Source organism: Enterobacter sp. MGH 33 (genome assembly GCF_000534535.1).
Classification (GTDB): Bacteria; Pseudomonadota; Gammaproteobacteria; order Enterobacterales; family Enterobacteriaceae; genus Enterobacter; species Enterobacter hormaechei_C.
Window position 1 is genome coordinate 1,073,714 of sequence record NZ_KI973212.1, and the last position, 26,834, is coordinate 1,100,547.

At 56.1% G+C, this 26,834-nt stretch carries 25 protein-coding genes; 15 read left to right on the forward strand and 10 right to left on the reverse strand.

The features are described from left to right. Nucleotides 1-2 precede the first annotated feature (2 nt). From murD to mutT, 12 genes are all read left to right on the forward strand, one after another. Nucleotides 3-1,319, forward strand: a complete 1,317-nt coding sequence (murD, locus tag L379_RS18850) for a UDP-N-acetylmuramoyl-L-alanine--D-glutamate ligase (RefSeq protein WP_032647246.1) — start codon at nt 3-5, stop codon at nt 1,317-1,319. Next, a complete protein-coding gene (ftsW, locus tag L379_RS18845) occupies nt 1,319-2,563 on the forward strand; it encodes a cell division protein FtsW (protein ID WP_006810115.1) in 1,245 nt (414 codons plus the stop codon). The genes murD and ftsW overlap by 1 nt, the downstream gene beginning before the upstream one ends. Continuing rightward, complete coding sequence (gene murG / locus L379_RS18840) at nt 2,560-3,624, forward strand: undecaprenyldiphospho-muramoylpentapeptide beta-N-acetylglucosaminyltransferase (RefSeq protein ID WP_017383783.1); 1,065 nt, start codon at nt 2,560-2,562, stop codon at nt 3,622-3,624. Before ftsW ends, murG begins: the two co-directional genes overlap by 4 nt. Nucleotides 3,625-3,683: 59 nt before the next feature. Beyond that, entirely contained in the window at nt 3,684-5,159 is a 1,476-nt protein-coding gene (gene murC, locus L379_RS18835) for a UDP-N-acetylmuramate--L-alanine ligase (protein WP_003856345.1), read from the forward strand. Then, on the forward strand, nt 5,152-6,072 hold the full coding sequence (locus tag L379_RS18830; RefSeq protein WP_032652572.1) for a D-alanine--D-alanine ligase: 921 nt from the start codon (nt 5,152-5,154) through the stop codon (nt 6,070-6,072). Before murC ends, L379_RS18830 begins: the two co-directional genes overlap by 8 nt. Nucleotide 6,073: 1 nt before the next feature. Then, a complete protein-coding gene (gene ftsQ, locus L379_RS18825) occupies nt 6,074-6,916 on the forward strand; it encodes a cell division protein FtsQ (RefSeq protein ID WP_003856342.1) in 843 nt (280 codons plus the stop codon). Next, nucleotides 6,913-8,169, forward strand: coding sequence for a cell division protein FtsA (gene ftsA / locus L379_RS18820; protein ID WP_003856340.1), 1,257 nt, complete (start codon nt 6,913-6,915; stop codon nt 8,167-8,169). Before ftsQ ends, ftsA begins: the two co-directional genes overlap by 4 nt. A gap of 63 nt (nt 8,170-8,232) precedes the next feature. Next, nucleotides 8,233-9,384: a cell division protein FtsZ gene (ftsZ, locus tag L379_RS18815; protein ID WP_003856338.1), complete on the forward strand. Its 1,152-nt coding sequence runs from the start codon at nt 8,233-8,235 to the stop codon at nt 9,382-9,384. A gap of 101 nt (nt 9,385-9,485) precedes the next feature. After that, nucleotides 9,486-10,403: a UDP-3-O-acyl-N-acetylglucosamine deacetylase gene (lpxC, locus tag L379_RS18810; protein WP_003856337.1), complete on the forward strand. Its 918-nt coding sequence runs from the start codon at nt 9,486-9,488 to the stop codon at nt 10,401-10,403. Nucleotides 10,404-10,683: 280 nt separating this feature from the next. Continuing rightward, nucleotides 10,684-11,187: a secA translation cis-regulator SecM gene (gene secM, locus L379_RS18805; RefSeq protein WP_032103219.1), complete on the forward strand. Its 504-nt coding sequence runs from the start codon at nt 10,684-10,686 to the stop codon at nt 11,185-11,187. Nucleotides 11,188-11,245: 58 nt separating this feature from the next. Continuing rightward, the gene (secA, locus tag L379_RS18800) at nt 11,246-13,951 is read left to right on the forward strand and encodes a preprotein translocase subunit SecA (RefSeq protein WP_015572673.1); all 2,706 of its coding nucleotides are present in this window, start codon (nt 11,246-11,248) and stop codon (nt 13,949-13,951) included. A 57-nt stretch (nt 13,952-14,008) separates the two neighbouring features. After that, nucleotides 14,009-14,401, forward strand: coding sequence for an 8-oxo-dGTP diphosphatase MutT (mutT, locus tag L379_RS18795; RefSeq protein WP_026080649.1), 393 nt, complete (start codon nt 14,009-14,011; stop codon nt 14,399-14,401). Nucleotides 14,402-14,435: 34 nt separating this feature from the next. Here mutT and yacG read toward each other — a convergent pair whose 3' ends face one another. The 3 genes from yacG to coaE are packed head-to-tail and all read right to left on the reverse strand — an operon-like array spanning nt 14,436 to nt 16,003. Further along, nucleotides 14,436-14,630: a DNA gyrase inhibitor YacG gene (gene yacG / locus L379_RS18790; protein ID WP_015572675.1), complete on the reverse strand. Its 195-nt coding sequence runs from the start codon at nt 14,628-14,630 to the stop codon at nt 14,436-14,438. Between the two features lie 9 nt (nt 14,631-14,639). Then, nucleotides 14,640-15,383 (reverse strand): cell division protein ZapD, encoded by a 744-nt coding sequence (zapD, locus tag L379_RS18785; RefSeq protein WP_015572676.1) that lies wholly within the window; start codon nt 15,381-15,383, stop codon nt 14,640-14,642. Further along, the gene (gene coaE, locus L379_RS18780) at nt 15,383-16,003 is read right to left on the reverse strand and encodes a dephospho-CoA kinase (protein ID WP_015572677.1); all 621 of its coding nucleotides are present in this window, start codon (nt 16,001-16,003) and stop codon (nt 15,383-15,385) included. The genes zapD and coaE overlap by 1 nt, the downstream gene beginning before the upstream one ends. A 228-nt stretch (nt 16,004-16,231) precedes the next feature. On the opposite strand from coaE, the gene L379_RS18775 reads away from it, so the two are divergent. Then, on the forward strand, nt 16,232-17,275 hold the full coding sequence (locus L379_RS18775; RefSeq protein ID WP_017383777.1) for a GMP reductase: 1,044 nt from the start codon (nt 16,232-16,234) through the stop codon (nt 17,273-17,275). 33 nt (nt 17,276-17,308) lie between these two features. Here L379_RS18775 and hofC read toward each other — a convergent pair whose 3' ends face one another. The 4 genes from hofC to nadC form a co-directional block, all read right to left on the reverse strand. After that, nucleotides 17,309-18,493, reverse strand: coding sequence for a protein transport protein HofC (gene hofC / locus L379_RS18770; protein WP_017694511.1), 1,185 nt, complete (start codon nt 18,491-18,493; stop codon nt 17,309-17,311). Beyond that, nucleotides 18,483-19,862, reverse strand: coding sequence for a type II secretion system protein GspE (gspE, locus tag L379_RS18765; protein WP_032652575.1), 1,380 nt, complete (start codon nt 19,860-19,862; stop codon nt 18,483-18,485). The genes hofC and gspE overlap by 11 nt, the downstream gene beginning before the upstream one ends. 12 nt (nt 19,863-19,874) lie before the next feature. Then, entirely contained in the window at nt 19,875-20,312 is a 438-nt protein-coding gene (gene ppdD / locus L379_RS18760; RefSeq protein ID WP_032652577.1) for a prepilin peptidase-dependent pilin, read from the reverse strand. Nucleotides 20,313-20,486: 174 nt separating this feature from the next. Next, on the reverse strand, nt 20,487-21,380 hold the full coding sequence (gene nadC, locus L379_RS18755) for a carboxylating nicotinate-nucleotide diphosphorylase (protein ID WP_015572681.1): 894 nt from the start codon (nt 21,378-21,380) through the stop codon (nt 20,487-20,489). An 87-nt stretch (nt 21,381-21,467) separates the two neighbouring features. On the opposite strand from nadC, the gene ampD reads away from it, so the two are divergent. Next, nucleotides 21,468-22,031, forward strand: a complete 564-nt coding sequence (ampD, locus tag L379_RS18750) for a 1,6-anhydro-N-acetylmuramyl-L-alanine amidase AmpD (RefSeq protein ID WP_032652578.1) — start codon at nt 21,468-21,470, stop codon at nt 22,029-22,031. Beyond that, complete coding sequence (gene ampE, locus L379_RS18745; protein ID WP_003856320.1) at nt 22,028-22,882, forward strand: beta-lactamase regulator AmpE; 855 nt, start codon at nt 22,028-22,030, stop codon at nt 22,880-22,882. The genes ampD and ampE overlap by 4 nt, the downstream gene beginning before the upstream one ends. Nucleotides 22,883-22,900: 18 nt before the next feature. Here ampE and L379_RS18740 read toward each other — a convergent pair whose 3' ends face one another. The 3 genes from L379_RS18740 to aroP form a co-directional block, all read right to left on the reverse strand. Beyond that, nucleotides 22,901-23,851, reverse strand: a complete 951-nt coding sequence (locus L379_RS18740; protein ID WP_017694506.1) for a glycoside hydrolase family 43 protein — start codon at nt 23,849-23,851, stop codon at nt 22,901-22,903. 10 nt (nt 23,852-23,861) lie between these two features. Further along, nucleotides 23,862-25,259: a glycoside-pentoside-hexuronide (GPH):cation symporter gene (locus L379_RS18735; RefSeq protein ID WP_023303083.1), complete on the reverse strand. Its 1,398-nt coding sequence runs from the start codon at nt 25,257-25,259 to the stop codon at nt 23,862-23,864. 164 nt (nt 25,260-25,423) lie between these two features. Further along, the gene (gene aroP, locus L379_RS18730) at nt 25,424-26,794 is read right to left on the reverse strand and encodes an aromatic amino acid transporter AroP (RefSeq protein ID WP_015572685.1); all 1,371 of its coding nucleotides are present in this window, start codon (nt 26,792-26,794) and stop codon (nt 25,424-25,426) included. Nucleotides 26,795-26,834: the final 40 nt, after the last annotated feature.

The following is a 26,834-nucleotide window of genomic DNA, read 5'->3' on the forward strand; positions in this document are numbered from 1 at the left end:
TCATGGCAGATTACCAGGGCAAAAAAGTCGTTATCATCGGGTTAGGCCTCACCGGCCTCTCCTGCGTGGACTTTTTCCTTGCACGTGGCGTGACGCCGCGCGTGATGGATACGCGCGTCTCTCCGCCGGGTCTGGACAAGCTGCCGGAGCAGGTTGAACGCCACCTGGGTGGTCTGAATGATGAGTGGCTGCTGGCCGCCGATCTGATTGTTGCCAGCCCCGGTATGGCGCTGGCGCATCCTTCCCTGAGCGCCGCCGCGGATGCGGGCGTTGAGATTGTCGGCGATATCGAACTGTTCTGCCGGGAGGCGCAGGCCCCGATCGTCGCCATTACCGGTTCAAACGGTAAAAGCACCGTCACCACGCTGGTGGGGGAAATGGCGAAGGCGGCGGGCAAAAATGTCGGCGTGGGCGGTAACATTGGTCTGCCCGCTTTAATGCTGCTTGATAAAGGGTGTGAGCTGTTCGTCCTTGAGCTTTCCAGCTTCCAGCTGGAAACCACTTCAAGCCTGCATGCGGCGGCGGCGACGATCCTAAACGTCACCGAAGATCATATGGACAGATACCCGTTCGGCTTGCAGCAGTACCGTGCGGCCAAACTGCGCGTTTATGAAAATGCCAAAGTTTGCGTAGTGAATGCCGATGATGCACTCACCATGCCGGTGCGCGGCGCAGACGAACGCTGCATTAGCTTCGGTATTAACATGGGTGACTATCACCTTAATCGTCAGCAGGGCGAAACCTGGCTACGTGTGAAAGGTGAGAAAGTGCTGAACGTGAAAGAGATGATGCTCTCCGGCCAGCATAACTACACTAATGCCCTGGCGGCGCTGGCGCTGGCGGATGCTGTTGGCCTGCCGCGATCTTCAAGCCTGAAGGCGCTGACCACCTTTACCGGCCTGGCGCACCGCTTCCAGCTGGCGCTGGAGCACAACGGCGTACGCTGGATTAATGATTCCAAAGCGACCAACGTGGGTAGCACCGAGGCGGCACTGAACGGTTTGCACGTTGATGGCACGCTATACCTGCTGCTGGGCGGCGACGGTAAATCGGCTGATTTCTCCTCGCTAAAGCAGTACCTCAACGGTGATAACGTGCGCCTGTATTGCTTTGGCCGCGATGGCAGCGAGCTGGCAGCGTTGCGTCCTGAAGTCGCCGAGCAAACCGAGACCATGGAGCAGGCGATGCGCCTCATCGCCCCACGCGTGAAGCCCGGCGATATGGTACTGCTCTCACCAGCCTGTGCCAGCCTCGATCAATTCAAGAGTTTCGAACAGCGGGGTGATGTCTTTACCCGCCTGGCGAAGGAGTTAGGCTGATGCGTTTATCTCTCCCTCGCCTGAAAATGCCGCGCCTGCCAGGATTTGGTATCCTGGTATGGCTGTTTACGGCGCTGAAAGGCTGGGTGATGGCTTCCCGGGATAAAGATTCCGACAGCCTGATCATGTACGACCGCACGCTGTTCTGGCTCACGCTGGGGCTGGCGGCGATCGGCTTTATTATGGTCACCTCGGCGTCAATGCCTGTCGGACAGCGTCTGGCAAACGACCCGTTCCTGTTTGCCAAGCGTGACGGGCTGTACATCATTCTCGCGTTCTGCCTGGCAATGATCACCTTACGCCTGCCGATGTCGTTCTGGCAGCGGCACAGTACAGCCATGCTCATCGCCTCAATCATCATGCTGTTGATCGTTCTGGTTGTCGGGAGCTCCGTTAACGGGGCATCACGCTGGATTGCCTTTGGGCCACTGCGTATTCAGCCCGCGGAGTTCACCAAACTGTCGTTGTTCTGCTACCTGGCTAACTACCTGGTGCGTAAAGTTGACGAAGTTCGTAACAATCTTCGTGGCTTCTTAAAACCGATGGGCGTGATTCTGGTCCTCGCGATCCTGCTGCTGGCGCAGCCCGACCTCGGTACGGTAGTCGTACTGTTTGTCACTACGCTGGCGATGCTGTTCCTGGCGGGCGCAAAACTGTGGCAGTTCATTGCCATCATCGGGATGGGGATTTCGGCGGTGGTGCTGCTGATCCTCGCCGAGCCCTACCGTATCCGCCGTGTGACCTCGTTCTGGAACCCATGGGAAGATCCGTTCGGCAGCGGTTACCAGCTGACGCAGTCGCTGATGGCGTTTGGCCGCGGCGAAGTCTGGGGTCAAGGCCTGGGCAACTCGGTACAAAAACTGGAGTATTTACCGGAGGCGCACACCGACTTCATCTTCTCCATTATTGGGGAAGAACTGGGTTATATCGGTGTGGTATTGGCGCTATTAATGGTATTCTTCGTCGCTTTCCGCGCCATGTCGATTGGCCGGAAAGCGCTGGAGATCGATCACCGCTTCTCCGGTTTCCTGGCCTGCTCAATTGGTATCTGGTTTAGCTTCCAGGCGCTGGTAAACGTTGGGGCGGCAGCGGGTATGCTGCCGACCAAAGGTCTGACGTTGCCGTTGATCAGTTATGGTGGTTCGAGTCTGTTGATCATGTCGACGGCCATCATGTTTTTGTTACGCATAGATTATGAAACGCGTCTGGAGAAAGCTCAGGCGTTTACACGAGGTTCACGATGAATCAACCGAAGCGGTTAATGGTGATGGCAGGCGGTACCGGTGGACACGTGTTCCCGGGACTGGCGGTTGCGCACCATTTAATGGAACAGGGCTGGCAGGTACGCTGGCTGGGAACCGCAGACCGCATGGAAGCCGATCTGGTACCTAAACACGGTATCGAGATCGACTTTATTCGTATTTCTGGCCTTCGTGGCAAAGGGATCAAGGCGCAGCTGCTGGCGCCGGTGCGCATTTTCAATGCCTGGCGTCAGGCGCGCGCCATTATGAAGCGTTTTAAGCCTGACGTCGTTCTGGGCATGGGCGGTTACGTTTCCGGTCCGGGCGGACTGGCGGCGTGGTCACTGGGCATCCCCGTTGTTCTGCATGAGCAGAACGGTATTGCCGGGTTGACCAACAAATGGCTGGCAAAAATCGCCACCAAAGTTATGCAGGCCTTCCCCGGGGCATTCCCGAAAGCGGATGTCGTAGGGAATCCGGTACGTGTGGACGTGCTGGCGCTGCCGCTGCCAGATACGCGTCTGGCGGGTCGCGAAGGGCCGGTGCGCGTGCTGGTCGTCGGCGGTTCCCAGGGCGCACGTATTTTAAACCAGACGATGCCGCAGGTTGCGGCAAAACTGGGTGATGCGGTGACCATCTGGCACCAGAGCGGGAAGGGCGCTCAGCAGACCGTTGAGCAGGCCTACGTGCAGGAAGGTCAGCCGCAGCATAAAGTGACTGAATTTATTGATGATATGGCCGCAGCCTATGCCTGGGCCGATGTTGTGGTCTGTCGCTCGGGCGCGCTGACGGTGAGCGAAATCGCCGCCGCCGGTTTACCGGCGCTGTTTGTGCCGTTCCAGCACAAAGACCGACAGCAGTACTGGAATGCGCTGCCGCTTGAGAAAGCGGGCGCAGCGAAGATTTTTGAGCAGCCACAATTTACCGCTGATGCGGTCGCCACTACCCTGGCGGGCTGGAACCGGGATGTATTACTGGAGATGGCGCAACGCGCACGCGCGACCGCTATCCCGGATGCAACGGAACGGGTGGCAAAAGAAGTGAGCCTGGCAGCCCAGGCATAATTCTCGCAGTGCGTGTTGCGCTGCACGATTTTTTTGAAGTAGTCGATGGCGTTTAGAGAATGAATACACAACAACTGGCAAAACTGCGTTCTATCGTGCCCGAGATGCGTCGCGTCCGGCACATTCACTTTGTCGGCATCGGTGGTGCTGGCATGGGCGGTATTGCCGAAGTGTTAGCTAACGAAGGCTATCAGATCAGCGGGTCTGACCTGGCGCCAAACCCTGTTACGCAGCAGCTGGCGTCGCTGGGGGCGACTATCTATTTCAATCATCGCCCGGAAAACGTGAGCGATGCGAGCGTGGTTGTGGTGTCCAGCGCTATCTCCGCGGATAACCCGGAAATCGTTGCGGCGCATGAGGCGCGCATCCCGGTGATCCGTCGCGCGGAAATGCTGGCGGAACTGATGCGTTTCCGTCACGGCATTGCGGTGGCCGGTACGCACGGTAAAACCACCACAACAGCGATGGTCTCCAGCATTTATGCGGAAGCGGGTCTCGACCCGACGTTCGTTAACGGTGGTCTGGTGAAAGCCGCTGGCGTGCATGCGCGTCTGGGCCACAGCCGTTATCTGATTGCGGAAGCGGATGAGAGCGATGCGTCGTTCCTGCATCTACAGCCGATGGTGGCGATCGTCACCAACATCGAAGCTGACCATATGGACACTTACCAGGGCGACTTCGAGAACTTAAAGCAGACCTTTATTAACTTCCTGCACAACCTGCCGTTCTATGGCCGTGCGGTGATGTGCGTGGACGATCCGGTTATTCGCGAGCTGCTGCCGCGCGTCGGGCGTCAAATTACGACCTACGGCTTCAGCGAAGACGCGGATGTACGCGTAGAAGATTACAAGCAGATCGGTGCGCAGGGGCATTTCACCCTCGCGCGTCAGGATAAAGACCTGCTGCATGTCACCCTGAACGCTCCGGGACGTCACAACGCCCTGAATGCGGCAGCGGCGGTGGCTGTTGCGACAGAAGAAGGCATTGACGATGAAGCGATCCTGCGCGCACTGGAGAGCTTCCAGGGGACGGGCCGTCGCTTCGACTTCCTCGGTGAATTCCCGCTGGAGCCGGTAAACGGTAAGCCAGGTTCTGCGATGCTGGTAGACGACTACGGTCACCATCCGACGGAAGTGGACGCAACCATCAAAGCGGCACGCGCGGGTTGGCCGGAAAAGAATCTGGTCATGATCTTCCAGCCGCACCGTTACACGCGTACTCGCGATCTGTATGACGATTTTGCCAACGTCCTTTCGCAGGTCGATACCCTGCTGATGCTGGATGTTTATGCAGCGGGTGAAACTCCGATTCCGGGCGCGGACAGTCGTTCTTTATGTCGTACCATCCGTGGACGCGGTAAAGTGGATCCTATTCTGGTTCCCGACCCGGCGCAGGTGGCTGAAATGCTTGCCCCGGTCCTGACGGGTAACGATCTGATCCTGATTCAGGGCGCGGGAAATATCGGCAAAATCGCCCGTACCTTAGCTGAAATCAAACTGAAGCCGCAAACTCAGGAGGACGAGCGTCATGGCTGATAAGATTGCTGTCCTGTTTGGCGGCACTTCCGCCGAACGCGAGGTTTCTCTGAATTCGGGCGCTGCCGTGCTGGCGGGCCTGCGTGAAGGTGGTGTGGACGCGCATCCGGTTGATCCGAAAGAGGTGGACGTCACGCAGCTGAAAGCGATGGGCTTCGATAAAGCCTTTATCGCGTTGCACGGTCGCGGCGGTGAAGACGGCACGTTGCAGGGGCTGCTGGAGCTGATCGGTATGCCGTACACCGGCAGCGGCGTGATGGCATCCGCCATCTCCATGGATAAACTGCGCAGCAAACTGCTGTGGCAGGGGGCGGGCCTGCCCGTTGCGCCATGGGTTGCACTGACGCGTCGTGAATATGAATTGGGCCTGTCGGACAGCGTTAATACACGCATTGCGGCACTGGGCTTACCGGTTATTGTGAAGCCGAGCCGTGAAGGGTCGAGCGTGGGAATGTCTAAAGTCGATAAAGCTGTAGATTTGGCTGACGCTTTAGCACTGGCATTTCAACATGATGAAGAAGTTCTGATTGAAAAATGGCTTAGCGGGCCGGAATTTACCGTCGCGATGCTTGGCGAAGAAATTTTACCGTCAATTCGCATCCAACCCGCCGGAGTCTTCTATGATTATGAGGCGAAGTATCTCTCTGATGAGACGCAATATTTCTGCCCAGCGGGTCTTGAAGCAGAGCGTGAGGCCGAATTACAGTCTCTGGTGCTTAAAGCCTGGAATGTGCTGGGATGTCGTGGCTGGGGACGCATTGACGTGATGCTTGACGGTGACGGGCAATTTTATCTGCTGGAAGCAAACACGTCTCCGGGTATGACCAGCCATAGCCTTGTGCCGATGGCGGCGCGTCAGGCGGGAATGAGCTTCTCGCAGTTAGTCGTACGTATTCTGGACCAGGCGGGCTGATATGTCTCAGGCTGCATTGAACACGCGCAACCGCGATGACGAAGAAGAATACTCCTCTTCGCGCCGGAGTAATGGAACGCGTCTTGCAGGGATCATCTTCCTGCTCGGGGTGCTGTGCACCGTGTTTATCAGCGGCTGGATGGTGCTGGGCTGGATGGAAGACGCGCAGCGGTTGCCGCTGTCGAAGCTGGTGGTGACCGGGGAGCGACACTACACGCGTAACGATGACATTCGCCAGTCGATTCTGGCGCTTGGGTCGCCTGGCACCTTTATGACGCAGGACGTCAACATTATCCAGAGTCAGATTGAACGTCTGCCGTGGATAAAACAGGCGAGTGTCAGAAAACAATGGCCTGATGAATTGAAGATTCATCTGGTTGAATATGTGCCGATTGCGCGTTGGAATGATCAGCATATGGTTGACGTAGACGGAAATTCGTTCAGCGTCCCGAGCGATCGTGTCAACAAGCAGAATTTACCGATGTTGTATGGCCCGGAAGGCAGCGAAAACGAAGTATTGCAGGGTTTTCGTGAGATGGGGCAGGTGCTGGCTAAGGATCGCTTTACGTTAAAAGATGCTGCGATGACGGCGCGCCGTTCCTGGCAGTTGACCCTAACGAATGGCATTAAGCTCAATCTTGGGCGCGGCGACACAATGAAACGTCTGGCGCGTTTTGTAGAACTTTACCCGGTTTTACAGCAGCAGGCGCAGACGGATGGCAAACGGATAAGCTACGTTGATTTGCGCTATGACTCAGGCGCAGCAGTCGGTTGGGAGCCGGCTCCGGTCGAGGAACCTAATCAGCAACAAAATCAGGCACAGGTACAGGCAGAACAACAATGATCAAGTCGACGGACAGAAAATTGGTAGTAGGACTGGAGATTGGCACCGCGAAGGTTGCCGCTTTGGTAGGGGAAGTTCTGCCCGACGGTATGGTCAATATCATTGGCGTGGGCAGCTGCCCCTCCCGTGGTATGGATAAAGGTGGGGTAAACGACCTTGAGTCGGTGGTGAAATGCGTTCAGCGCGCCATCGACCAGGCTGAATTGATGGCAGATTGCCAGATTTCCTCTGTCTATCTGGCCCTGTCTGGTAAGCACATCAGCTGCCAGAATGAAATCGGTATGGTGCCGATTTCTGAAGAAGAGGTGACGCAGGAAGACGTTGAGAACGTTGTCCACACGGCGAAATCCGTGCGTGTTCGCGACGAGCACCGTGTGCTGCATGTGATCCCGCAGGAATACGCGATCGACTACCAGGAAGGCATCAAGAATCCGGTCGGTCTGTCGGGCGTGCGTATGCAGGCAAAAGTGCACCTGATCACATGTCACAATGATATGGCGAAGAACATTGTAAAAGCCGTTGAACGTTGTGGCCTGAAAGTTGACCAACTCATTTTCGCCGGTCTTGCCGCGAGCTATTCCGTGCTGACCGAAGACGAACGTGAACTGGGCGTCTGTGTGGTCGATATTGGTGGTGGTACAATGGACATGGCCGTCTATACCGGCGGTGCGTTACGCCACACCAAAGTGATCCCGTACGCCGGGAATGTGGTGACCAGCGATATCGCTTACGCCTTTGGTACGCCACCGAGCGATGCAGAGGCGATTAAAGTGCGCCATGGTTGCGCGCTGGGCTCTATCGTCGGCAAAGACGAGAGCGTTGAAGTGCCGAGCGTAGGCGGGCGACCGCCGCGCAGCCTGCAACGCCAGACGCTGGCAGAGGTGATTGAGCCGCGTTATACCGAGCTGCTCAACCTGGTCAACGAAGAGATTTTGCAGTTACAGGAACAGCTTCGCCAGCAGGGTGTGAAACATCATCTCGCGGCGGGGATTGTATTAACCGGCGGGGCAGCGCAAATTGAAGGTCTTGCGGCCTGCGCTCAGCGCGTTTTCCATACGCAGGTGCGTATTGGTGCGCCGCTGAATATTACCGGTTTAACGGATTACGCTCAGGAGCCGTATTACTCAACGGCCGTGGGCCTGCTGCACTACGGGAAAGAATCCCATTTGAGTGGTGAAGCAGAAGTGGAAAAACGCGTCTCGGTGGGGTCTTGGGTCAAACGACTTAACACCTGGTTGCGAAAAGAGTTTTAATTTTTTTAAGAGACCGGAGAGAATTAGCGGTCTCGGGCGACAGGCACAACGGAGAGAGAGATTATGTTTGAACCTATGGAATTAACCAACGACGCGGTGATTAAAGTCATCGGCGTCGGTGGCGGCGGCGGTAATGCCGTAGAGCACATGGTGCGCGAGCGCATCGAAGGTGTTGAATTCTTCGCGGTGAACACCGATGCGCAGGCGCTGCGTAAAACGGCTGTTGGCCAGACGATTCAGATCGGTGGTGGCATCACCAAAGGTCTGGGAGCAGGGGCTAACCCGGAAGTGGGCCGCAACGCGGCAGAAGAAGATCGTGAAGCGCTGCGCGCTGCACTGGACGGTGCAGACATGGTCTTCATCGCAGCGGGTATGGGCGGCGGTACAGGTACCGGTGCAGCACCCGTTGTGGCGGAAGTCGCTAAAGATTTAGGTATTCTGACCGTTGCTGTCGTGACCAAGCCTTTCAACTTTGAAGGTAAGAAGCGTATGGCTTTCGCGGAGCAGGGTATCACCGAGCTGTCCAAGCACGTGGACTCTCTGATTACCATCCCGAACGACAAGCTGCTGAAAGTGCTGGGTCGCGGTATCTCTCTGCTGGACGCCTTTGGCGCGGCAAACGACGTGCTGAAAGGCGCGGTTCAGGGTATTGCTGAACTGATTACCCGTCCAGGTCTTATGAACGTTGACTTTGCAGACGTTCGCACCGTGATGTCCGAGATGGGCTACGCGATGATGGGCTCTGGCGTGGCGAGCGGCGAAGACCGTGCGGAAGAAGCCGCTGAAATGGCGATCTCTTCTCCACTGCTGGAAGATATCGATCTGTCTGGTGCGCGCGGCGTGCTGGTCAACATTACCGCTGGCTTTGACCTGCGTCTGGATGAGTTCGAAACCGTGGGTAACACCATCCGTGCGTTCGCCTCTGACAACGCGACCGTCGTTATCGGTACGTCCCTTGATCCGGAAATGAACGACGAACTGCGTGTGACCGTTGTGGCCACCGGTATCGGTATGGACAAGCGTCCTGAGATCACCCTGGTGACCAACAAACAGACTCAGCAGCCGGTTATGGATCGTTACCAGCAGCACGGTATGGCGCCTCTGACTCAGGAGCAAAAACCCGCTGCGAAAGTGGTGAACGACCCGACTCCACAAACGGCAAAAGAGCCAGATTATCTGGATATCCCGGCGTTCCTGCGTAAGCAAGCTGACTAAGAATTGGCTGGAATTTGGGGATTTGCGCTCTTTGTGCTAAACTGGCCCACCGTTAGTGATATACACTCTCGGTTGGATAGTTAATTTGGCGAGATTATACGATGATCAAACAAAGGACACTTAAACGTATCGTTCAGGCGACGGGTGTCGGTTTACATACCGGCAAGAAAGTCACACTGACGTTACGCCCTGCGCCGGCCAATACCGGGGTCATCTATCGTCGCACCGACTTGAATCCACCGGTAGATTTTCCGGCCGATGCCAAATCTGTGCGTGATACTATGCTCTGTACTTGTCTGGTGAACGAGCATGACGTGCGGATTTCTACCGTAGAGCACCTGAACGCCGCCCTGGCGGGTCTGGGTATCGACAACATTATGGTTGAAGTCGATGCGCCAGAAATCCCGATCATGGACGGGAGTGCTGCTCCGTTCGTTTATTTGTTGCTGGATGCCGGCATCGAAGAACTGAACTGCGCGAAGAAATTTGTTCGCATTAAAGAGACCGTTCGCGTCGAAGATGGCGACAAATGGGCTGAATTCAAACCGTACAATGGTTTCTCGTTGGATTTCACCATCGATTTTAACCATCCGGCGATTGACTCCAGCACCCAGCGCTATGCGATGAACTTCTCTGCGGATGCGTTCATGCGTCAGATCAGCCGAGCACGTACCTTCGGCTTTATGCGTGATATCGAATATCTGCAATCCCGCGGCCTGTGCCTGGGCGGCAGCTTCGATTGTGCCATCGTTGTTGACGATTATCGCGTACTGAACGAAGACGGCCTGCGTTTTGAAGATGAATTTGTTCGTCACAAAATGCTGGACGCGATCGGCGACCTCTTCATGTGTGGTCACAACATCATTGGTGCATTTACCGCGTTTAAATCCGGTCATGCACTGAACAACAAACTGTTGCAGGCCGTCCTGGCAAAACAGGAAGCCTGGGAATATGTGACCTTCGAAGACGAAGCTGAACTGCCGCTGGCGTTCAAAGCCCCGACTATGGTCCTGGCGTAACGGTTAAAGCCGTTTCGTAAGAAAAGCGACTGGTTCACCTGGTACTCTCTCCGACCAGGGAAGCCAGTCGTTTTTATTTCTGCCCTTCTTTAATTTGTCCCCCTCACCCCTGGCCTGTGTCGGGTGCCGAATAACGGTGTGTTCGCTGCATTATTGACCGTTTTTACCTGCTGCAAGGTGTCATTCCTGCTGCCGTGTATTGGCTTTAGTGGTAATATCTGGGCGCTAAAAAAGAATAACTGAACTCAGCCTGCACTGGCGGGCGAACGTGGTGGAGCAAGTGAGCGGAATACTGACGCGCTGGCGACAATTTGGCAGACGTTACTTCTGGCCGCATCTCTTATTGGGGATGGTCGCGGCGAGTTTCGGCTTGCCTGTGCTCAGCAACAGCGCAGACGCGGCCACGCCAGCACGTTCCACGACGACCAAACACGATCTCACCACACGGGTTAACTTCACTAATCTCGCATGGCTTGAAGCCAGCCGCCGTCCTAATTTCTCCGTTGATTACTGGCAGCAGCACGCGATTCGCACGGTTATCCGCCATCTGTCGTTCGCGATGGCGCCGCAGACGATGCCTGTTGCGGAAGAAACGCTGCCGGTTCAGGCTCAGCATCTTGCCCTGCTCGATACGCTTAATGCGCTTCTGACGCAGGACAACCAGCCGCCAGTGACCGTAAATCAGACGGCGCAAACGGATTTTGTTTCCCCTGCATCCTTCTCTGTTTCGACATGGATTAGCCAGGTTCACGGCATCCGTGCCGGGCCTCAACGCCTCAGCTAAATTAACCTTTTTCAATACCTTAATTTATCTGCCCGACTGGGGCGTTTGAGAATTTATTATGCTAATCAAATTGTTAACCAAAGTTTTTGGTAGTCGTAACGATCGTACCCTGCGCCGCATGCGCAAAGCTGTGAACGTCATCAACGGTATGGAACCGGCGATGGAGAAGCTCACTGATGATGAGCTGAAAGCGAAAACCGCGGAGTTCCGTGCGCGTCTGGAGAAAGGTGAAACCTTAGAAAGCCTGATCCCGGAAGCCTTCGCCGTTGTACGTGAGGCCAGTAAACGCGTGTTCGGCATGCGTCACTTCGACGTGCAGCTGCTGGGCGGGATGGTGCTCAACGAGCGCTGCATCGCGGAAATGCGTACCGGTGAAGGTAAAACCCTGACGGCAACGCTGCCGGCTTACCTGAATGCGCTGACGGGTAAGGGCGTTCACGTTGTTACCGTCAACGACTATCTGGCGCAGCGCGACGCAGAAAACAACCGTCCACTGTTCGAATTCCTCGGCATGACCGTGGGCATTAACATGTCCGGCCTGCCGGCACCTGCCAAGCGTGAAGCGTATAACGCGGATATCACCTACGGCACCAACAACGAATACGGCTTCGACTACCTGCGTGACAACATGGCGTTCAGCCCGGAAGAGCGCGTCCAGCGTAAACTGCACTATGCGCTGGTGGATGAGGTTGACTCCATTCTGATCGATGAAGCGCGTACCCCGCTGATCATCTCCGGCCCGGCCGAAGACAGCTCCGAGATGTACCGTAAAGTCGACAAAATCATTCCTCACCTGCTGCGTCAGGAGAAAGAAGACTCCGATACCTTCCAGGGTGAAGGTCACTTCTCCGTGGATGAAAAAGCGCGTCAGGTCAACCTGACCGAACGCGGCCTGGTGAAAATCGAAGAGCTGCTGGTGGCTGAAGGCATTATGGAAGAGGGCGAGTCTCTGTACTCCCCGAGCAACATCATGCTGATGCACCACGTAACGGCTGCACTGCGCGCGCACGCCCTGTTCACCCGCGACGTTGACTACATCGTTAAAGACGGCGAAGTCATCATCGTCGATGAACACACCGGCCGTACCATGCAGGGACGTCGCTGGTCCGATGGCCTGCACCAGGCCGTGGAAGCGAAAGAAGGCGTGGATATTCAAAACGAAAACCAGACGCTGGCATCCATCACCTTCCAGAACTACTTCCGTCTGTACGAGAAGCTGGCGGGGATGACCGGTACCGCAGATACCGAAGCGTTTGAGTTCAGCTCCATCTATAAGCTGGATACCGTGGTAGTACCTACCAACCGTCCGATGATCCGTAAGGATATGCCGGACCTGGTATACATGACTGAAGCGGAAAAAATTCAGGCGATCATTGAAGATATTCGCGAACGTACCGCGAAGGGCCAGCCGGTACTGGTGGGGACCATCTCCATCGAGAAATCCGAAGTGGTATCCAACGAGCTGACCAAAGCAGGCATCAAACACAACGTTCTGAACGCCAAGTTCCACGCTAAAGAAGCAGATATCGTTGCGCAGGCCGGTTACCCGGCTGCCGTAACCATCGCCACCAACATGGCGGGTCGTGGTACCGATATTATGCTCGGCGGTAGCTGGCAGGCCGAAGTGGCGGAGCTGGAAAACCCAACCCCAGAGCAAATCGCGCAGATCAAAGCCGACTGGCAGGTGCGTCACGACGCGGTGCTGGCATCCGGTGGTCTGCACATCATTGGTACCGAGCGTCATGAATCTCGTCGTATCGATAACCAGCTGCGCGGTCGTGCAGGTCGTCAGGGTGATGCCGGTTCTTCCCGCTTCTATCTGTCTATGGAAGATGCGCTGATGCGTATTTTCGCCTCTGACCGTGTGTCCGGCATGATGCGTAAACTGGGCATGAAACCTGGCGAAGCGATCGAGCACCCGTGGGTTACCAAAGCGATTGCCAACGCCCAGCGTAAAGTAGAAAGCCGCAACTTCGATATTCGTAAGCAGCTGCTGGAATATGATGACGTTGCCAACGACCAGCGTCGTGCGATCTACACCCAGCGTAACGAACTGCTGGACGTGTCCGACGTGAGCGAAACCATCAACAGCATTCGCGAAGATGTGTTCAAAGCCACTATCGACGCGCACATTCCGCCGCAGTCTCTGGAAGAGATGTGGGATATCGAAGGTTTGCAGGAACGTCTGAAAAACGACTTCGATCTCGAACTGCCAATCAAAGAGTGGCTGGACAAAGAGCCTGAGCTGCACGAAGAGACCCTGCGCGAGCGTATCTACGAAACCGCGCTGGACGTCTACAAGCGTAAGGAAGAAGTGGTTGGCGCAGAGATGATGCGTCACTTCGAGAAAGGCGTAATGTTGCAGACCCTGGACTCCCTGTGGAAAGAGCACCTGGCGGCAATGGATTACCTGCGTCAGGGTATCCACCTGCGTGGTTATGCGCAGAAAGATCCGAAGCAGGAGTACAAGCGTGAATCCTTCTCCATGTTTGCTGCCATGCTGGAGTCGCTGAAGTATGAAGTCATCAGCACCCTGAGCAAAGTTCAGGTGCGTATGCCGGAAGAAGTGGAAGCGATGGAGCAGCAGCGTCGTGAAGAAGCTGAGCGTCTGGCACAGATGCAGCAGTTGAGCCATCAGACCGATGAGAGCGAAGCCGCAGCGGCAATCGCAGCGCAGACGGGCGATCGTAAAGTCGGTCGTAACGATCCGTGCCCATGCGGTTCCGGCAAAAAATACAAGGCGTGCCACGGCCGTCTGAGTTAAGAACATAACAAACTGAAAAGGCGCAGATATCTGCGCCTTTTTTATGGAAGTGACATGATGAAAACACTGCAAATTGCTGTCGGGATCATTCGCAACCCGCAAAATCAGATCTTCATTACCCAACGTGCCGCCGATGCGCACATGGCCAACAAATGGGAATTCCCCGGCGGAAAAATCGAATCAGGTGAAACGCCGGAGCAGGCGCTGGTGCGTGAGCTTCAGGAAGAGGTGGGGATCACCCCGCTTGGCGCAACGCTGTTCGATAAGCTGGAGTACCAGTTTCCGGATCGTCACATCACGCTGTGGTTCTGGCTGGTTGAAAACTGGGAAGGTGAGCCGTGGGGAAAAGAGGGGCAGCCGGGTAACTGGATTGAGCTTCAGGCCAGCGATGCGGAAAAATTCCCGCCTGCCAATGAGCCTGTGATCCTCCGGCTGGCCGCACAACCGTAGGCCTGCTAAGCGAAGCGCCAGCAGGCTTTGAACGTTACTGCTGGTTTTCGCTCCAGTCATCGCTATCCGAGAGATCGCCTTCGCTCGGAATGCGTTTCTCTTCCGCCGCCCATTCGCCCAGGTCTATAAGCTGACAGCGCTTACAGCAGAATGGGCGAAATGGACTTACGTCTCCCCAGACGACAGTTTTCCCACAGGTTGGGCAGTTTACGGTGGTTACGTCAGACATTGGCACTCCTTAACAACAGGCCAGTTCAAAATCGAGGCGTTCCGGCACGGTGCCATGTTCACTGTCCAGCGGCATAAAGCGGATCGCGAAACGGCTTTTATGCCCGGAAATTTGCGGGTAAAGCTGCTCGCCAAGAGACAGGTTCAGGCGCAGAAGATCGGCGTCGTCGCCGTTATCCTGATAGAAACCGTTGAGACTGGTTTGTTTGCGGAACGGGGCAGAGTTACGCACAAGATCGAGGATCAGGGATAACGTCTGATTCATCGGCTCCAGGCTGCCCAGCCAGCTGTTCACCTGGCGATCGCGCTGTTCCTGCGGCATGTGCAGCCACATATGCAGCGTTGGCAGGTCAAAGCTACAGCATCCGCCCGGTATGCTCAGGCGCTGGCGCACCAGCGCAATCAGACGATCCTCTCGTAAAAACTGGCCAACGCGCGGCGCGGCCATCAGGGTCGTGCTGCTGTTTTTCAGCTGCTGGCGTAAAGCGTCAATTCGACTTTGATCCACGCCCGGTACTTCGGCCCAGGCCTGTAATTTACGCTGCTGGCGCTCCAGCTCTTTCAACAGCTCAGTGCGGACGTCGCCGCGTTCAATCACATCCAGCAGATCGCCCACGTTGCGGAAAAAATGCAGCGCCGTGGCGTGATCGTTGACAGGCAGATGTTGTGAAAGCTGTTGAATAAGAAATTCTATGCGTAGCCAGGTACGCATTTTTTCGTTAAGCGGGTGCTCAAAAAGGATATGAGTCGACATTATGGTTTTTCCTGTGCAACGGCCTGCGCGGCGAAGGTCAGATACTGCGCGTGCAGACGAGCAACATCCGATGCAATGGCATCTGGTGCGCCGTTATTATCAATAACATCATCCGCAATGGCGAGGCGCGCTTCGCGCGTGGCCTGTGCGGCAAGAATTTGTTCAGCATGCTCGCGAGAAACATTGTCACGCGCCATGGTTCTCTGGATTTGCGTTTCGCGGGAAACGTCAATCACCAGTGTTCTGTCTGCTTTATTTTGAAGCTGATTTTCCACCAGTAACGGGACCACCCACAACACATAGGGCGAACTGGCTGCGGCAATCTGACGCTGAGTTTCCTGGTGGATAATGGGGTGGAGCAGGGCATTAAGCCAGGCTTTTTCCGCTGGATCGGAAAATATGCACTCACGCAGCTGCCGACGATTCAGGGTGCCGTCAGCCTGTATCACGGGGCGACCAAAATGCGCTTCGATGGCGTTTAAGGCGGGTGTATTGGGTTCTACCACCTGACGGGCAATGATATCGGCGTCGATAATCGTGATGCCGAGACGAGCAAACGCGTGCGCAACGGTGCTTTTACCACTACCGATGCCGCCGGTTAATGCGACGATATACCCCATTAAATCAGATCCTGGGAATTATTCAGTTTTAAAATCAGTTGCTTAAAATTCAAACTTACAACAGCCAATGTTTAGCTCTCTTTACCCGCTTTTTACCAGGTAAATTTATAGGATTGTAGCGTAAAAAAAGAGAATTTCGCAGTCTTGCGGAGCAGGTATTAGTGCGTATGATAGCGTCACTGGAGTTGTGCTTTTAATATATTTGCCTCTAACCCCAGGAATCCGCACATGCGTATCGAAGAAGATCTGAAGTTAGGTTTCAAAGACGTTCTTATCCGCCCTAAACGCTCTACACTGAAAAGTCGCTCAGACGTTGAACTCGAACGTCAATTCACCTTTAAGCATTCCGGTCAGACGTGGTCTGGCGTGCCGATTATCGCGGCCAACATGGACACCGTCGGAACCTTCGAGATGGCTACCGCACTGGCGCAATTCGACATCCTTACTGCGGTACACAAACACTACAGCGCTGAAGAGTGGGATGCGTTTGTCGCCTCCGCCTCGGCTGACGTGGTGAAGCATGTGATGGTCTCGACCGGTACCTCTGATGCAGATTTCGAGAAAACCAAACAGATCCTGAACGCCAATCCAGCGCTGAATTTTGTCTGCATTGACGTGGCAAATGGTTATTCCGAGCATTTCGTTCAGTTCGTCAGCAAGGCACGTGAGGCCTGGCCAACCAAAACCATCATCGCGGGCAACGTGGTGACCGGTGAAATGTGTGAAGAGCTGATCCTCTCCGGGGCCGACATTGTGAAAGTTGGCATTGGCCCGGGGTCCGTTTGCACCACGCGCGTGAAAACCGGTGTGGGTTATCCGCAGCTGTCTGCGGTAATTGAATGCGCTGACGCTGCGCACGGTCTGGGCGGCCAGATCATCAGCGACGGTGGCTGCACCATGCCAGGCGATGTCGCGAAAGCCTTCGGCGGCGGCGCGGATTTCGTGATGCTCGGCGGCATGCTGGCAGGCCACGAAGAGAGCGGCGGTACCGTGGTGGAAGAGAACGGCGAGAAATTCATGCTGTTCTACGGAATGAGCTCTGAATCCGCGATGACCCGTCACGTGGGCGGTGTCGCGAAATACCGTGCGGCGGAAGGCAAAACCGTTAAGCTGCCACTGCGCGGCCCGGTCGAAAACACGGCGCGCGATATCCTCGGCGGTCTGCGTTCTGCCTGCACCTACGTTGGTGCTTCCCGCCTGAAAGAGCTGACGAAACGCACGACGTTTATCCGCGTTCAGGAGCAGGAAAACCGCGTATTTAATAGCCTCTGACGGCTACGGCTGGCGCGCGTCCGTGCGCCAGCGTTACCCCGCGCTCATTGCATCCCCCAGATGGAAAATCGGCAGATACATTGCCACCACCAGCGTGCCGATAATCAGACCCGTCACGACCAGTAGCAAAGGCTCAAGAAGCGCCGCCAGATTGTCTGCCTGCTGAAATGTCTGTTCCGTATGGTGGCGGGCCAGATTCATCAGCATCACATCCAGTGAACCCGACACTTCTCCGGTGCGAATGAGCTGAATACACAGTGGCGTAAAAACAGAGGCCTTCTGGAAGGAGGACCACACGGGCATACCCTGTTCGATATCGCTGCGTATCTCACGGAGTTTCTCCTGCCAGTAGCCCCTCTCAACGGTCTCCTCCACACTCTCCAGTCCTTGTAAAAAGGCAATTCCGGCCTGCTGGGTTAATGACAGCACGGTAAAAATCTGCCCCAGTTTTTGCCCGCGCGTCAGCGTGCCCATCACCGGTACGTGTAACAAGACATACTGCCAGCGTGGATGCCGCCGCAGCTTACAGGCGATGACAACCATTGCCACGAGCAGGGTCAAAAGGGTGAGGATATGCGCCTGAACCAAGGCCGCCAGCCCCATGACTGCCTGCGTGAGCAAAGGGAGCGGGGTGTTGAACGTTTTGTAGATTGCAGCAAACTCAGGCAAAACCAGCGTGACCATCGCCAGCACCACGAAAACGGCCAGCGTCAGGATGATCAGCGGATAGCGCAGCGCTTTCTTCACCTTCGCACTAAGCTGCTGCTGGGATTTTTGTTGCTGCGCAAGCTGACGGCAGCAGGCTTCGAGCTTACCCGTCAGCTCACCCGTCTTCACCATTGAGACATAAAGAGGGCTAAACACCTCTGGCCATTTCTTCATGGCCTCTGACAGGGCGCAACCTTCGCTCAGGTCATCAGCAAGACTGTGCAGCAGCGCCTGCCAGTGCTGCAAAGGATGCTGTTCCGCCAGCATGTGCAGGCTTTGGGATAGCGTGAGTCCAGCCTGTAGCAGCGTGGCGAGCTGGCGAAAAATATCGTAGCAGTGCTGCACCTGCCATCGGTGGCGCTGCTGACAGCGTTTTAGCGCCAGCGGGTGCAGTTGTTTAAGCACCAGAGCCGTGTAAGCTGCGTCACGGTCGATGGCCCAGAGGGTGCCGGTTTGCACCTCCCCCTCGGTGTTCAGGGCACGCCAGCGCCAGAGCGAATTAGCAGCCATCGGGCATTCCCAGGACGCGCAACAGCTCTTCGAGCGTGGTCAGCCCTTGTTCTACGGCCATGCAGCCATGCTCAAACAAAGAGGTCATTCCCGCCTGACGAGCGCTGGACCCAATCACCTCCGTGCTTGCTCCGCTGGCGATGGCCTGCCGCAGCGTGTCGTCGATGACGAGCACTTCAAAAATGGCTACGCGACCATAAAAACCGTGGTAGCAGCGATCGCAGCCGGTGGGTTGCCAGCGAGGAAGCGGCCGGGGCCACAGCGTGCGGGGTAATTCGGTGTGGCGGCTGGCTTCCTGTCGGCAGTACGGACATAAACGGCGCACCAGTCGCTGGGCAATCACCATCGAGAGCGCCGAAGAGATCATCCAGCGCGCGACGCCCATCTGTTGCAGCCGTACCAGCGTTTCAGTCGTCGAATTAGTATGGAGGGTGGACAGCACCAGATGCCCGGTTTGCGCCGCCTTAATGGCAATTTCTGCCGTTTCGCCGTCACGAATTTCACCCACCATAATGATGTCAGGATCCTGCCTGAGCAGGGCACGCAGCACGCTCTGAAAGGTCAGCCCCGCGCGCGGATTAATCTGTGTCTGGTTTAAGCCTGCAAGCGGGATTTCAACGGGATCTTCCACGCTGCAAATATTGACGTCAGGGGTATTTCGCGCCTGTAACGCGCTGTACAGCGTCACCGTTTTCCCGCTACCGGTCGGGCCGGTGACCAGAATCAACCCCTGAGGGCTGTTAAGCGCCCCGGCAAAACGGGCCTGCTGGTCTGCGCTCATCCCCAGCTGTTCAAGCTCCAGTGCCTGCTGTACCTGGTGAAGCAGACGAAGCACGATTTTTTCTCCGCCGCTACAGGGAAGGGTTGCGATACGAAAAGAGACGGGGATGCTTGCCAGCTCCACCGTAAACTGGCCGTCCTGCGGCAGGCGGCGCTCCGCAATATCCAGTTGACCCAGCACCTTCAGGCGTGCGGCAAGCGTCGTCCCGAGGGCGGCAGAGATCGGCGGTTGCGGGTAGAGAACACCGTCGATTCGCAAACGGATCTGGTAGCCGTGCTCCGTCGGTTCAATATGGATGTCAGAAGCCCGCTGGTTTACTGCGTGCTGCAACGTTGTACTGAGCACGTCAGCGGCTGAGTTTGGCGCTATGCCCGGCAGGTGTGATGATGAGACGGACTGAAGCCGTTTTTCCATCCGTTCTGCCGTCCAGCACTCAATATCAATACGCTTCTGCGTGGCGAAGCGTAACGCTTCCATCAGCTCAGAGGCAGGATTACCCACCACCGCAATGCTGATCATATCGGCGTCGCTTGCGAGTAGCAGTGCGTGATGGCGCTGACAGAGCGTCATTAGCTGTTCGGTATTCATTGTCCACTCCTGTCAGTTGTTGTCGAAGCGGAAAACATCTTCACAAGCTTGTCTGAGCGCCGTGTCGGACGCAATTTTGCAGTCACGCGTCCAGCCCGTCATACCGTTACCGTCGCTCCAGATCGGTGTCATGAGCACTTCAAGTCCGTTAAGGCTTTCCTGCCCTGTTAACGATACGGCCCCCTTTGCCACGCTCATCGCTGAAACGTAACGTGTGGTTGTCGGGGAGGGGATGCCATTGGTGCCTGCGTCGCAGCTATCCACACCACCACGATCCAGGGCGCAAAGCTCAATGGCGGTGCGGTAGGGGATGAACGTTTGCAGCAAATCGGTGAGCGCCGCTTTTTGCAGGTAGTTCTGATAGGCCGGGACGCCAATGGCGCTCAGGATGGCAATAATGCCAATGACCACCATTAGCTCAATCAGGGTAAATCCTTGTTGTCTGTTCATGTCTGCTCCTTACGTTAAGTGGCGCTACTGTGGCAGTGCCAGCATGCAGAAACGAGGGACAAAAGCGTGAACGTGAAGGGGCTTTCAGGGAAATGATTCAGTGTTGCAGAGAAGGACAGCGTAATTGCGAGCGGTTTCGTATTTCCCCTCTCCGGGCGGAGAGGGGAGGATAATTTATTTGAAGCGCATCGAGAGGTCGAGGGCGCGGACGTGCTTGGTCAGGGCGCCAACGGAGATGTAATCGACGCCGGTTTCAGCAAATTCGCGGATGGTGTCGAACGTCACGTTGCCGGACACCTCAAGCTGCGCCTGGCCGTTTGTGCGTTTGACCGCTTCACGCATCTGCTCCGTGTCGAAGTTATCGAGCATGATGATGTCAGCCCCCGCTTTAATGGCCTCGTCCAGCTCCTCCAGCGTTTCCACTTCCACTTCGACCGGCACATCCGGATGCAGCCAGAAGGCTTTTTCCACGGCCTGACGCACCGAGCCAGAGGCAATAATGTGGTTCTCTTTGATCAGGAAGGCATCGGATAGCCCCAGACGATGGTTGGCGCCGCCACCGCAGAGTACCGCGTATTTCAGCGCGGTCCGCAGGCCCGGCAGGGTTTTACGGGTATCCAGCAGCTGCGTGCGGGTGCCTGCCAGCAGGTCAACGTAGCGGCGTACTTCACTGGCAACGCCAGAGAGCGTTTGCACAAAATTGAGCGCGGTGCGTTCACCGGTCAGCAAGACGCGGGACGGGCCGTCCAGCTCGAACAGTGGCTGATTCGCCGTGACCGCATCACCGTCTTCAACGTGCCATGTTACCTGCACCTCGTCGCCTGCCAGCTGGGTAAAGACCTCCTCAACCCAGCGTTTGCCGCAGAAAACCCCCGCTTCGCGGGTGATGATCACCGCATGCGAGCGTGTCTCTTTTGGCAACAATTGGGCGGTAATATCGTTATCGGCGCTGACGTCGCCGCCGAGATCTTCTTTCAGGGCATGGGCAACGCTTGCCGGGATATCACTATTAATACGTTCCAGAAGCGCGTCACGTCGGTGGTCGGGGTTATAGCGGCGAGGCGGCATGATAAAACTCCAAATTGGTAACGAATCATAATATTGAAACATGCTACTCTGAACCGAGTAACAGCACCATAGATAAGGAGTTCCAGCATGTTGTTAGAAAACGGATGGCTGGTGGACGCGCGGCATGTACCGTCGCCGCACCACGACTGCCGCCCGGAGGATGAAAAGCCCACACTGCTGGTGGTTCACAATATTAGTCTCCCGCCGGGTGAGTTTGGCGGTCCGTGGATCGATGCGTTATTCACTGGAACGATAGATCCCGATGCCCACCCCTTCTTTGCTGAGATTGCGCATCTGCGCGTATCGGCGCACTGTCTGATCCGTCGTGATGACGAAGTGGTTCAGTATGTTCCTTTTGATAAGCGAGCCTGGCATGCTGGCGTGTCGATGTATCAGGGGCGCGAGCGGTGCAATGATTTCTCTATTGGAATTGAACTGGAAGGAACGGACACCACGCCTTACACCGATGCGCAATATGAGAAACTGGTTGCTGTAACGCAAACGTTAATCGGGCGCTATCCCGCCATTGCAGACAATATTACAGGGCACAGCGACATCGCCCCCGAAAGAAAAACCGACCCCGGCCCGGCGTTTGACTGGTCCCGGTTTCACGCCATGCTTACCACGTCGTCAGATAAGGAGATAACATGACGTTGTTTACCATGCTGCTGGTTATGATCGCTGAACGCCTGTTTAAGCTCGGCGAGCACTGGCATCTGGATCATCGGCTGGAGGTGTTATTCCGCCGCATCAGGCATTTTTCCATGCTGCGCACGTTGCTGATGGCGGCAGGCGTGATGGCGATTACGTTCCTGTTGCTGCGCTCGCTTTACGGCCTCTTTTTCAACGTGCCGCTGCTGGTGGTGTGGATCCTGCTCGGCGTGCTGTGTATTGGCGCGGGCAAGGTGCGTTTGCACTATCACGCGTATCTGAAAGCCGCTTCCCGGGATGATGCCCACGCGCGCGGCGCGATGGCGAGCGAGCTGACGATGATCCACGGCGTACCGCCGGACTGCGATGAACGCGAGTTTCTGCGGGAGCTGCAAAACGCGCTGCTGTGGATCAACTTCCGTTACTACCTGGCGCCGCTGTTCTGGTTCGTGGTGGGCGGACCCTGGGGGCCGGTACTGCTGATGGGTTATGCGTTCCTGCGCGCCTGGCAGACCTGGCTTGCCCGCTATCTTACGCCGCATGAACGTCTACAGTCCGGCATTGATGCCATCCTGCACGTGCTCGACTGGCTTCCGGTGCGTCTGGTAGGCGTGGTCTATGCCCTCATCGGTCACGGTGAAAAGGCGCTGCCCGCGTGGTTTGTCTCCCTTGCAGACCGCCATACCTCGCAGTATCAGGTTTTAACCCGACTGGCACAGTTCTCGCTGGCGCGTGAGCCGCACACGGATAAAGTCGCAACGCCAAAGGCTGCCGTCTCGATGGCAAAGAAAACGTCGTTTGTGGTGGTGGTGATTGTGGCGCTGCTGACGATTTACGGCACGCTGGTTTAAGCCAGCGCGCCGAAGCCGTTACAGCGTATCTGCGGGCGGGATGCCGAAATCAGGCATCCCGTTTTCGTTCCAGCGGATGAGTTTCAGGCGAGTATGGCGATTGGGATCGTAAAGCGGATCGCCTTCAATTTCAGTGTAGTTTCGCGCGTGGTAGACCAGCACATCTTCGCCTTCCGGCGTCTGCGTAAAGCTGTTATGGCCTGGCCCATACTGACGGTTTTCGTAGCTGGTGACAAACACCGGGCGCGGGGATTTATGCCAGTTAGCCGGGTTTTGCGGATCGGCATTCAGGTCTGCCCACAGTAATCCCATGCAGTAGTTCTCGTCGGTGGCGCTGGCGGAATAGCTGATAAACAGCTTATCGCCATGGAACAGCACCGCCGGGCCTTCGTTGACCCAGAACCCACGGCACTCCCAGTCATATTCCGGTTTACTGAGCATCACCGGCTCGCCTTTCAGCGTCCACGGATTTTCCATTTCACACAGGTAAAGATTGGAGTTACCGGAAATATCCGGGGCTTTTTGCGCCCACAGATACCAGCGTTTACCCTGATGAACAAAGGTGGTGGCATCCAGCGCGAAGGTGTCAAACGGGGTTTTGATTTGCCCTTTTTCCACCCACGTACCGGTGAGCGGATCGCCGTCTGCGCATTCAATGGCAAACATGCGATGCTGGAACATCCCGAGCTGATCAAGCGCCTGGGTATGCGTGGCGGCAAAATAGATGTACCACCTGCCGTCGATATGATGCAGCTCCGGTGCCCAGATCAGCTGGCTCATCGGGCCGGTGTCGGGCTTGCGCCAGACAACCACCTCTTCGGCATCGCGTAAACCTTCCAGCGAGTCCGCGCAGCGGATCGCCAGCCGATCGTACTCCGGTACGGAGGCGATAAAGTAATATTGCCCATCGTGACGCAGGATATACGGGTCGGCGCGTTGTTCAATAAACGGGTTTGGCCAGGTTTGCATTCGGCTTTCCTTATTTAGTCTCAGCGGCTTTGAGTTCCTGATAATCGTTCAGCTCGCGATAGTTGGTGCGACGCTTTTCCAGATCGGACTGGATCTGCTTCATGGTCTCACGGTCCACTTTCAGCAGACGTACTACGCCCGCGGTAATTAAGTATCCAATGCCGGGAATGACGGTAAACAGCAGCACGATCCCGTTGATGGCGTCCGCGCTCTGCGCTTTTGCGCCCGCGTCGTAGCCGTACCAGGAGAGCAGGAAGCCGACCATTGCCCCGGCAATCGCCAGACCCAGCTTCAGGAAGAAGATGTTGCCGGAGAAGCTGATCCCGGTGATGCGTTTCCCGGTTTTCCACTCGCCGTAGTCATCCACGTCGGCCATCAGGGACCAGTGCAGCGGTGACGGGATCTGGTGCAGGATGTTCAGCAGGACGTAGAGCACGACAATAGTTGTCGTCGCTTTCGGGTCGAAGAAGTAAAAGGCGCAGGAGAAAATCGCCAGCACGATGTTGGTCCAGAAGAAGACCTTCAGCTTACACCAGCGGTCGGTCAGCACTTTCGCCAGCATACTGCCGAACATCATGCCGACCACGCCCAGGCTGATAAACAGCGTGGCGAAATGGGTGCTTTGCCCCATGACCCAAGTGACGTAATACATGGTGGCCGCCATGCGGATAAAGCCAGGGCAGACGTTGCACAGGGTTAACAGCAGGATCCGCACCCACTGGTCGTTCTTCCACACGTCTTTCAGGTCGTTTTTCAGTTCGTCATGGGTTTGCACCGCCGGACGCACGCGCTCGCGCACCGTGGCGAAGCAGAACAGGAACATGCAGGTACCAATCAGCGCCAGCACGGTCATCGCCATCTGGTAGCCTTTGGCTTTGTTATCCCCACCGAACCAGTCGGCCATCGGCAGGAGCGTTAGCGACAGCAGCAGAGTGGCGATACCAACCATAACAAAACGGTAGGACTGGCAGGCAACGCGCTCTTTCGGGTCGTTGGTGATCACTCCGCCCAGCGAGCAGTAGGGAATGTTGATAGCCGTATAGGTCAGCGACAGCAGGAAGTAGGTGACAAAGGCATAGATAACTTTGCTGTTATAGCTCCACTCCGGCGTGGTGAACATCAGAATGCTGAACAGCGCATAGGGGAAGGCAATCCACAGCAGCCATGGACGAAACCGGCCATATTTGCTGCGGGTACGGTCGGCAATCGCGCCCATAATTGGGTCCGTGATGGCATCAATGACGCGTACGGACAGGAGTAAAACGCCAACCAGTGCAGGAGCCAGACCAAAAATATCCGTATAAAAGTAGTTAACAAATAACATGATGGCGCCAAAGATAATGTTGCATCCGGCGTCACCCATGCCATAGCCGATCTTTTCTTTTACTGACAGTTTGTTGTTATTCATCGACAGCTCTCCGGGTTTCGGTATGGAGAGAATTATTCGCTGGCAAACGAATATATGCGTTGCAATATAAAGGCGGTGATATGGAGGATTTTGCTGTAGGCGCGAATTTGTGAGGAAGGTAACAAGACGCTGTACCCGCAACCGCGAGTACAGCGAGAAAACACTTAGTGCGCTTTCACCGTTTTGGCATTTTTCTGTTTCACCATATAACCCACGCCGAGGATCGCAATCCAGACCGGGATCAGGTAGACGGAAATCGCCATGCCTGGGGTGATGAGCATGATGACCAGCACAGCTGCCATGAACAGCAGGCAAACCCAGTTCCCCAGCGGATAGAGCAGGGCAGGGAAGCGCGTGGTTACGCCCTGCTGGTGCTTGGCGCGGCGGAACTTGATGTGCGCGAGGCTAATCATCGCCCAGTTAATCACCAGCGCGGAAACCACCAGCGCCATCAGCAGACCGAAGGCAGATTCCGGTGCCAGGTAGTTAATCAGAACGCACAGCGCCGTCACGACCGCCGACACGATGATGGTATTAACCGGTACGCCACGCTTATCAACGGTAAGCAGCGCTTTCGGTGCGTTGCCCTGTTGCGCCAGGCCGAACAGCATACGGCTGTTGCAGTAAACGCAGCTGTTATAAACGGAGAGCGCGGCGGTCAGCACCACGACGTTGAGCGCGTTCGCCACGAAGGTGTCGCCCAGCTCGTGGAAGATGAGCACAAACGGGCTGGTATCCGCCGTCACGCGCGTCCATGGCAGCAGGGAGAGCAGGACCGCCAGGGAGCCCACATAGAAGATCAGAATACGGTAGATAACCTGGTTAGTGGCTTTCGGGATGCTCTGCTCCGGGTTGTCGGCTTCCGCGGCGGTGATGCCCACCAGCTCCAGACCGCCGAAGGAGAACATGATAATTGCCATCATCATCACCAGACCGGTCATGCCGTGCGGCAGGAACCCGCCTTGCTCCCAAAGGTTGCGCACGGTGGCCTGTGGACCGCCGTTGCCGCTGAACAGCAGCCAGCCGCCGAAGATGATCATCGCTACAACGGCAATCACTTTGATGATGGCAAACCAGAACTCCATCTCACCAAACACTTTTACGTTGGTCAGGTTAATGGCATTGATAATGACGAAGAAGGCCGCCGCAGACGCCCAGGTGGGGATCTCCGGGTACCAGAACTGAATGTATTTCCCAACGGCGGTCAGCTCGGCCATGGCAACCAGAACGTACAGAACCCAGTAGTTCCACCCCGAGGCGAAACCTGCGAAGCTGCCCCAGTATTTATAGGCGAAGTGGCTGAATGAGCCTGCGACCGGCTCCTCAACAACCATTTCACCTAACTGGCGCATAATCAGAAATGCAATAAAACCCGCAATCGCGTACCCCAGAATAATGCCCGGACCGGCCGACTGGATAACCGATGCACTGCCCAGAAACAGGCCTGTACCAATAGCACCGCCCAGGGCGATGAGCTGAATATGGCGGTTTTTAAGGCCGCGCTTTAGCTGATCGCCATGCTGTTGAGCTTCCATTTGAAACCTCGTGTGTGGTTGTTATGTTCACGCTGTGCGT

Coding starts and splice junctions, on each gene's coding strand:
- gspE (WP_032652575.1), bottom strand. CDS start 19,862: ATGAATACCGAACAGCTAATGACGCTCTGTCAGCGCCATCACGCACTG.
- murC (WP_003856345.1), top strand. CDS start 3,684: ATGAATACACAACAACTGGCAAAACTGCGTTCTATCGTGCCCGAGATG.
- yacG (WP_015572675.1), bottom strand. CDS start 14,630: ATGTCTGACGTAACCACCGTAAACTGCCCAACCTGTGGGAAAACTGTC.
- L379_RS18830 (WP_032652572.1), top strand. CDS start 5,152: ATGGCTGATAAGATTGCTGTCCTGTTTGGCGGCACTTCCGCCGAACGC.
- secA (WP_015572673.1), top strand. CDS start 11,246: ATGCTAATCAAATTGTTAACCAAAGTTTTTGGTAGTCGTAACGATCGT.
- ppdD (WP_032652577.1), bottom strand. CDS start 20,312: ATGAACAGACAACAAGGATTTACCCTGATTGAGCTAATGGTGGTCATT.
- hofC (WP_017694511.1), bottom strand. CDS start 18,493: ATGGCTGCTAATTCGCTCTGGCGCTGGCGTGCCCTGAACACCGAGGGG.
- ampE (WP_003856320.1), top strand. CDS start 22,028: ATGACGTTGTTTACCATGCTGCTGGTTATGATCGCTGAACGCCTGTTT.
- ftsZ (WP_003856338.1), top strand. CDS start 8,233: ATGTTTGAACCTATGGAATTAACCAACGACGCGGTGATTAAAGTCATC.
- L379_RS18735 (WP_023303083.1), bottom strand. CDS start 25,259: ATGAATAACAACAAACTGTCAGTAAAAGAAAAGATCGGCTATGGCATG.
- lpxC (WP_003856337.1), top strand. CDS start 9,486: ATGATCAAACAAAGGACACTTAAACGTATCGTTCAGGCGACGGGTGTC.
- nadC (WP_015572681.1), bottom strand. CDS start 21,380: ATGCCGCCTCGCCGCTATAACCCCGACCACCGACGTGACGCGCTTCTG.
- murG (WP_017383783.1), top strand. CDS start 2,560: ATGAATCAACCGAAGCGGTTAATGGTGATGGCAGGCGGTACCGGTGGA.
- ftsW (WP_006810115.1), top strand. CDS start 1,319: ATGCGTTTATCTCTCCCTCGCCTGAAAATGCCGCGCCTGCCAGGATTT.
- zapD (WP_015572676.1), bottom strand. CDS start 15,383: ATGTCGACTCATATCCTTTTTGAGCACCCGCTTAACGAAAAAATGCGT.
- ampD (WP_032652578.1), top strand. CDS start 21,468: ATGTTGTTAGAAAACGGATGGCTGGTGGACGCGCGGCATGTACCGTCG.
- mutT (WP_026080649.1), top strand. CDS start 14,009: ATGAAAACACTGCAAATTGCTGTCGGGATCATTCGCAACCCGCAAAAT.
- L379_RS18775 (WP_017383777.1), top strand. CDS start 16,232: ATGCGTATCGAAGAAGATCTGAAGTTAGGTTTCAAAGACGTTCTTATC.
- murD (WP_032647246.1), top strand. CDS start 3: ATGGCAGATTACCAGGGCAAAAAAGTCGTTATCATCGGGTTAGGCCTC.
- ftsQ (WP_003856342.1), top strand. CDS start 6,074: ATGTCTCAGGCTGCATTGAACACGCGCAACCGCGATGACGAAGAAGAA.
- coaE (WP_015572677.1), bottom strand. CDS start 16,003: ATGGGGTATATCGTCGCATTAACCGGCGGCATCGGTAGTGGTAAAAGC.
- aroP (WP_015572685.1), bottom strand. CDS start 26,794: ATGGAAGCTCAACAGCATGGCGATCAGCTAAAGCGCGGCCTTAAAAAC.
- L379_RS18740 (WP_017694506.1), bottom strand. CDS start 23,851: ATGCAAACCTGGCCAAACCCGTTTATTGAACAACGCGCCGACCCGTAT.
- ftsA (WP_003856340.1), top strand. CDS start 6,913: ATGATCAAGTCGACGGACAGAAAATTGGTAGTAGGACTGGAGATTGGC.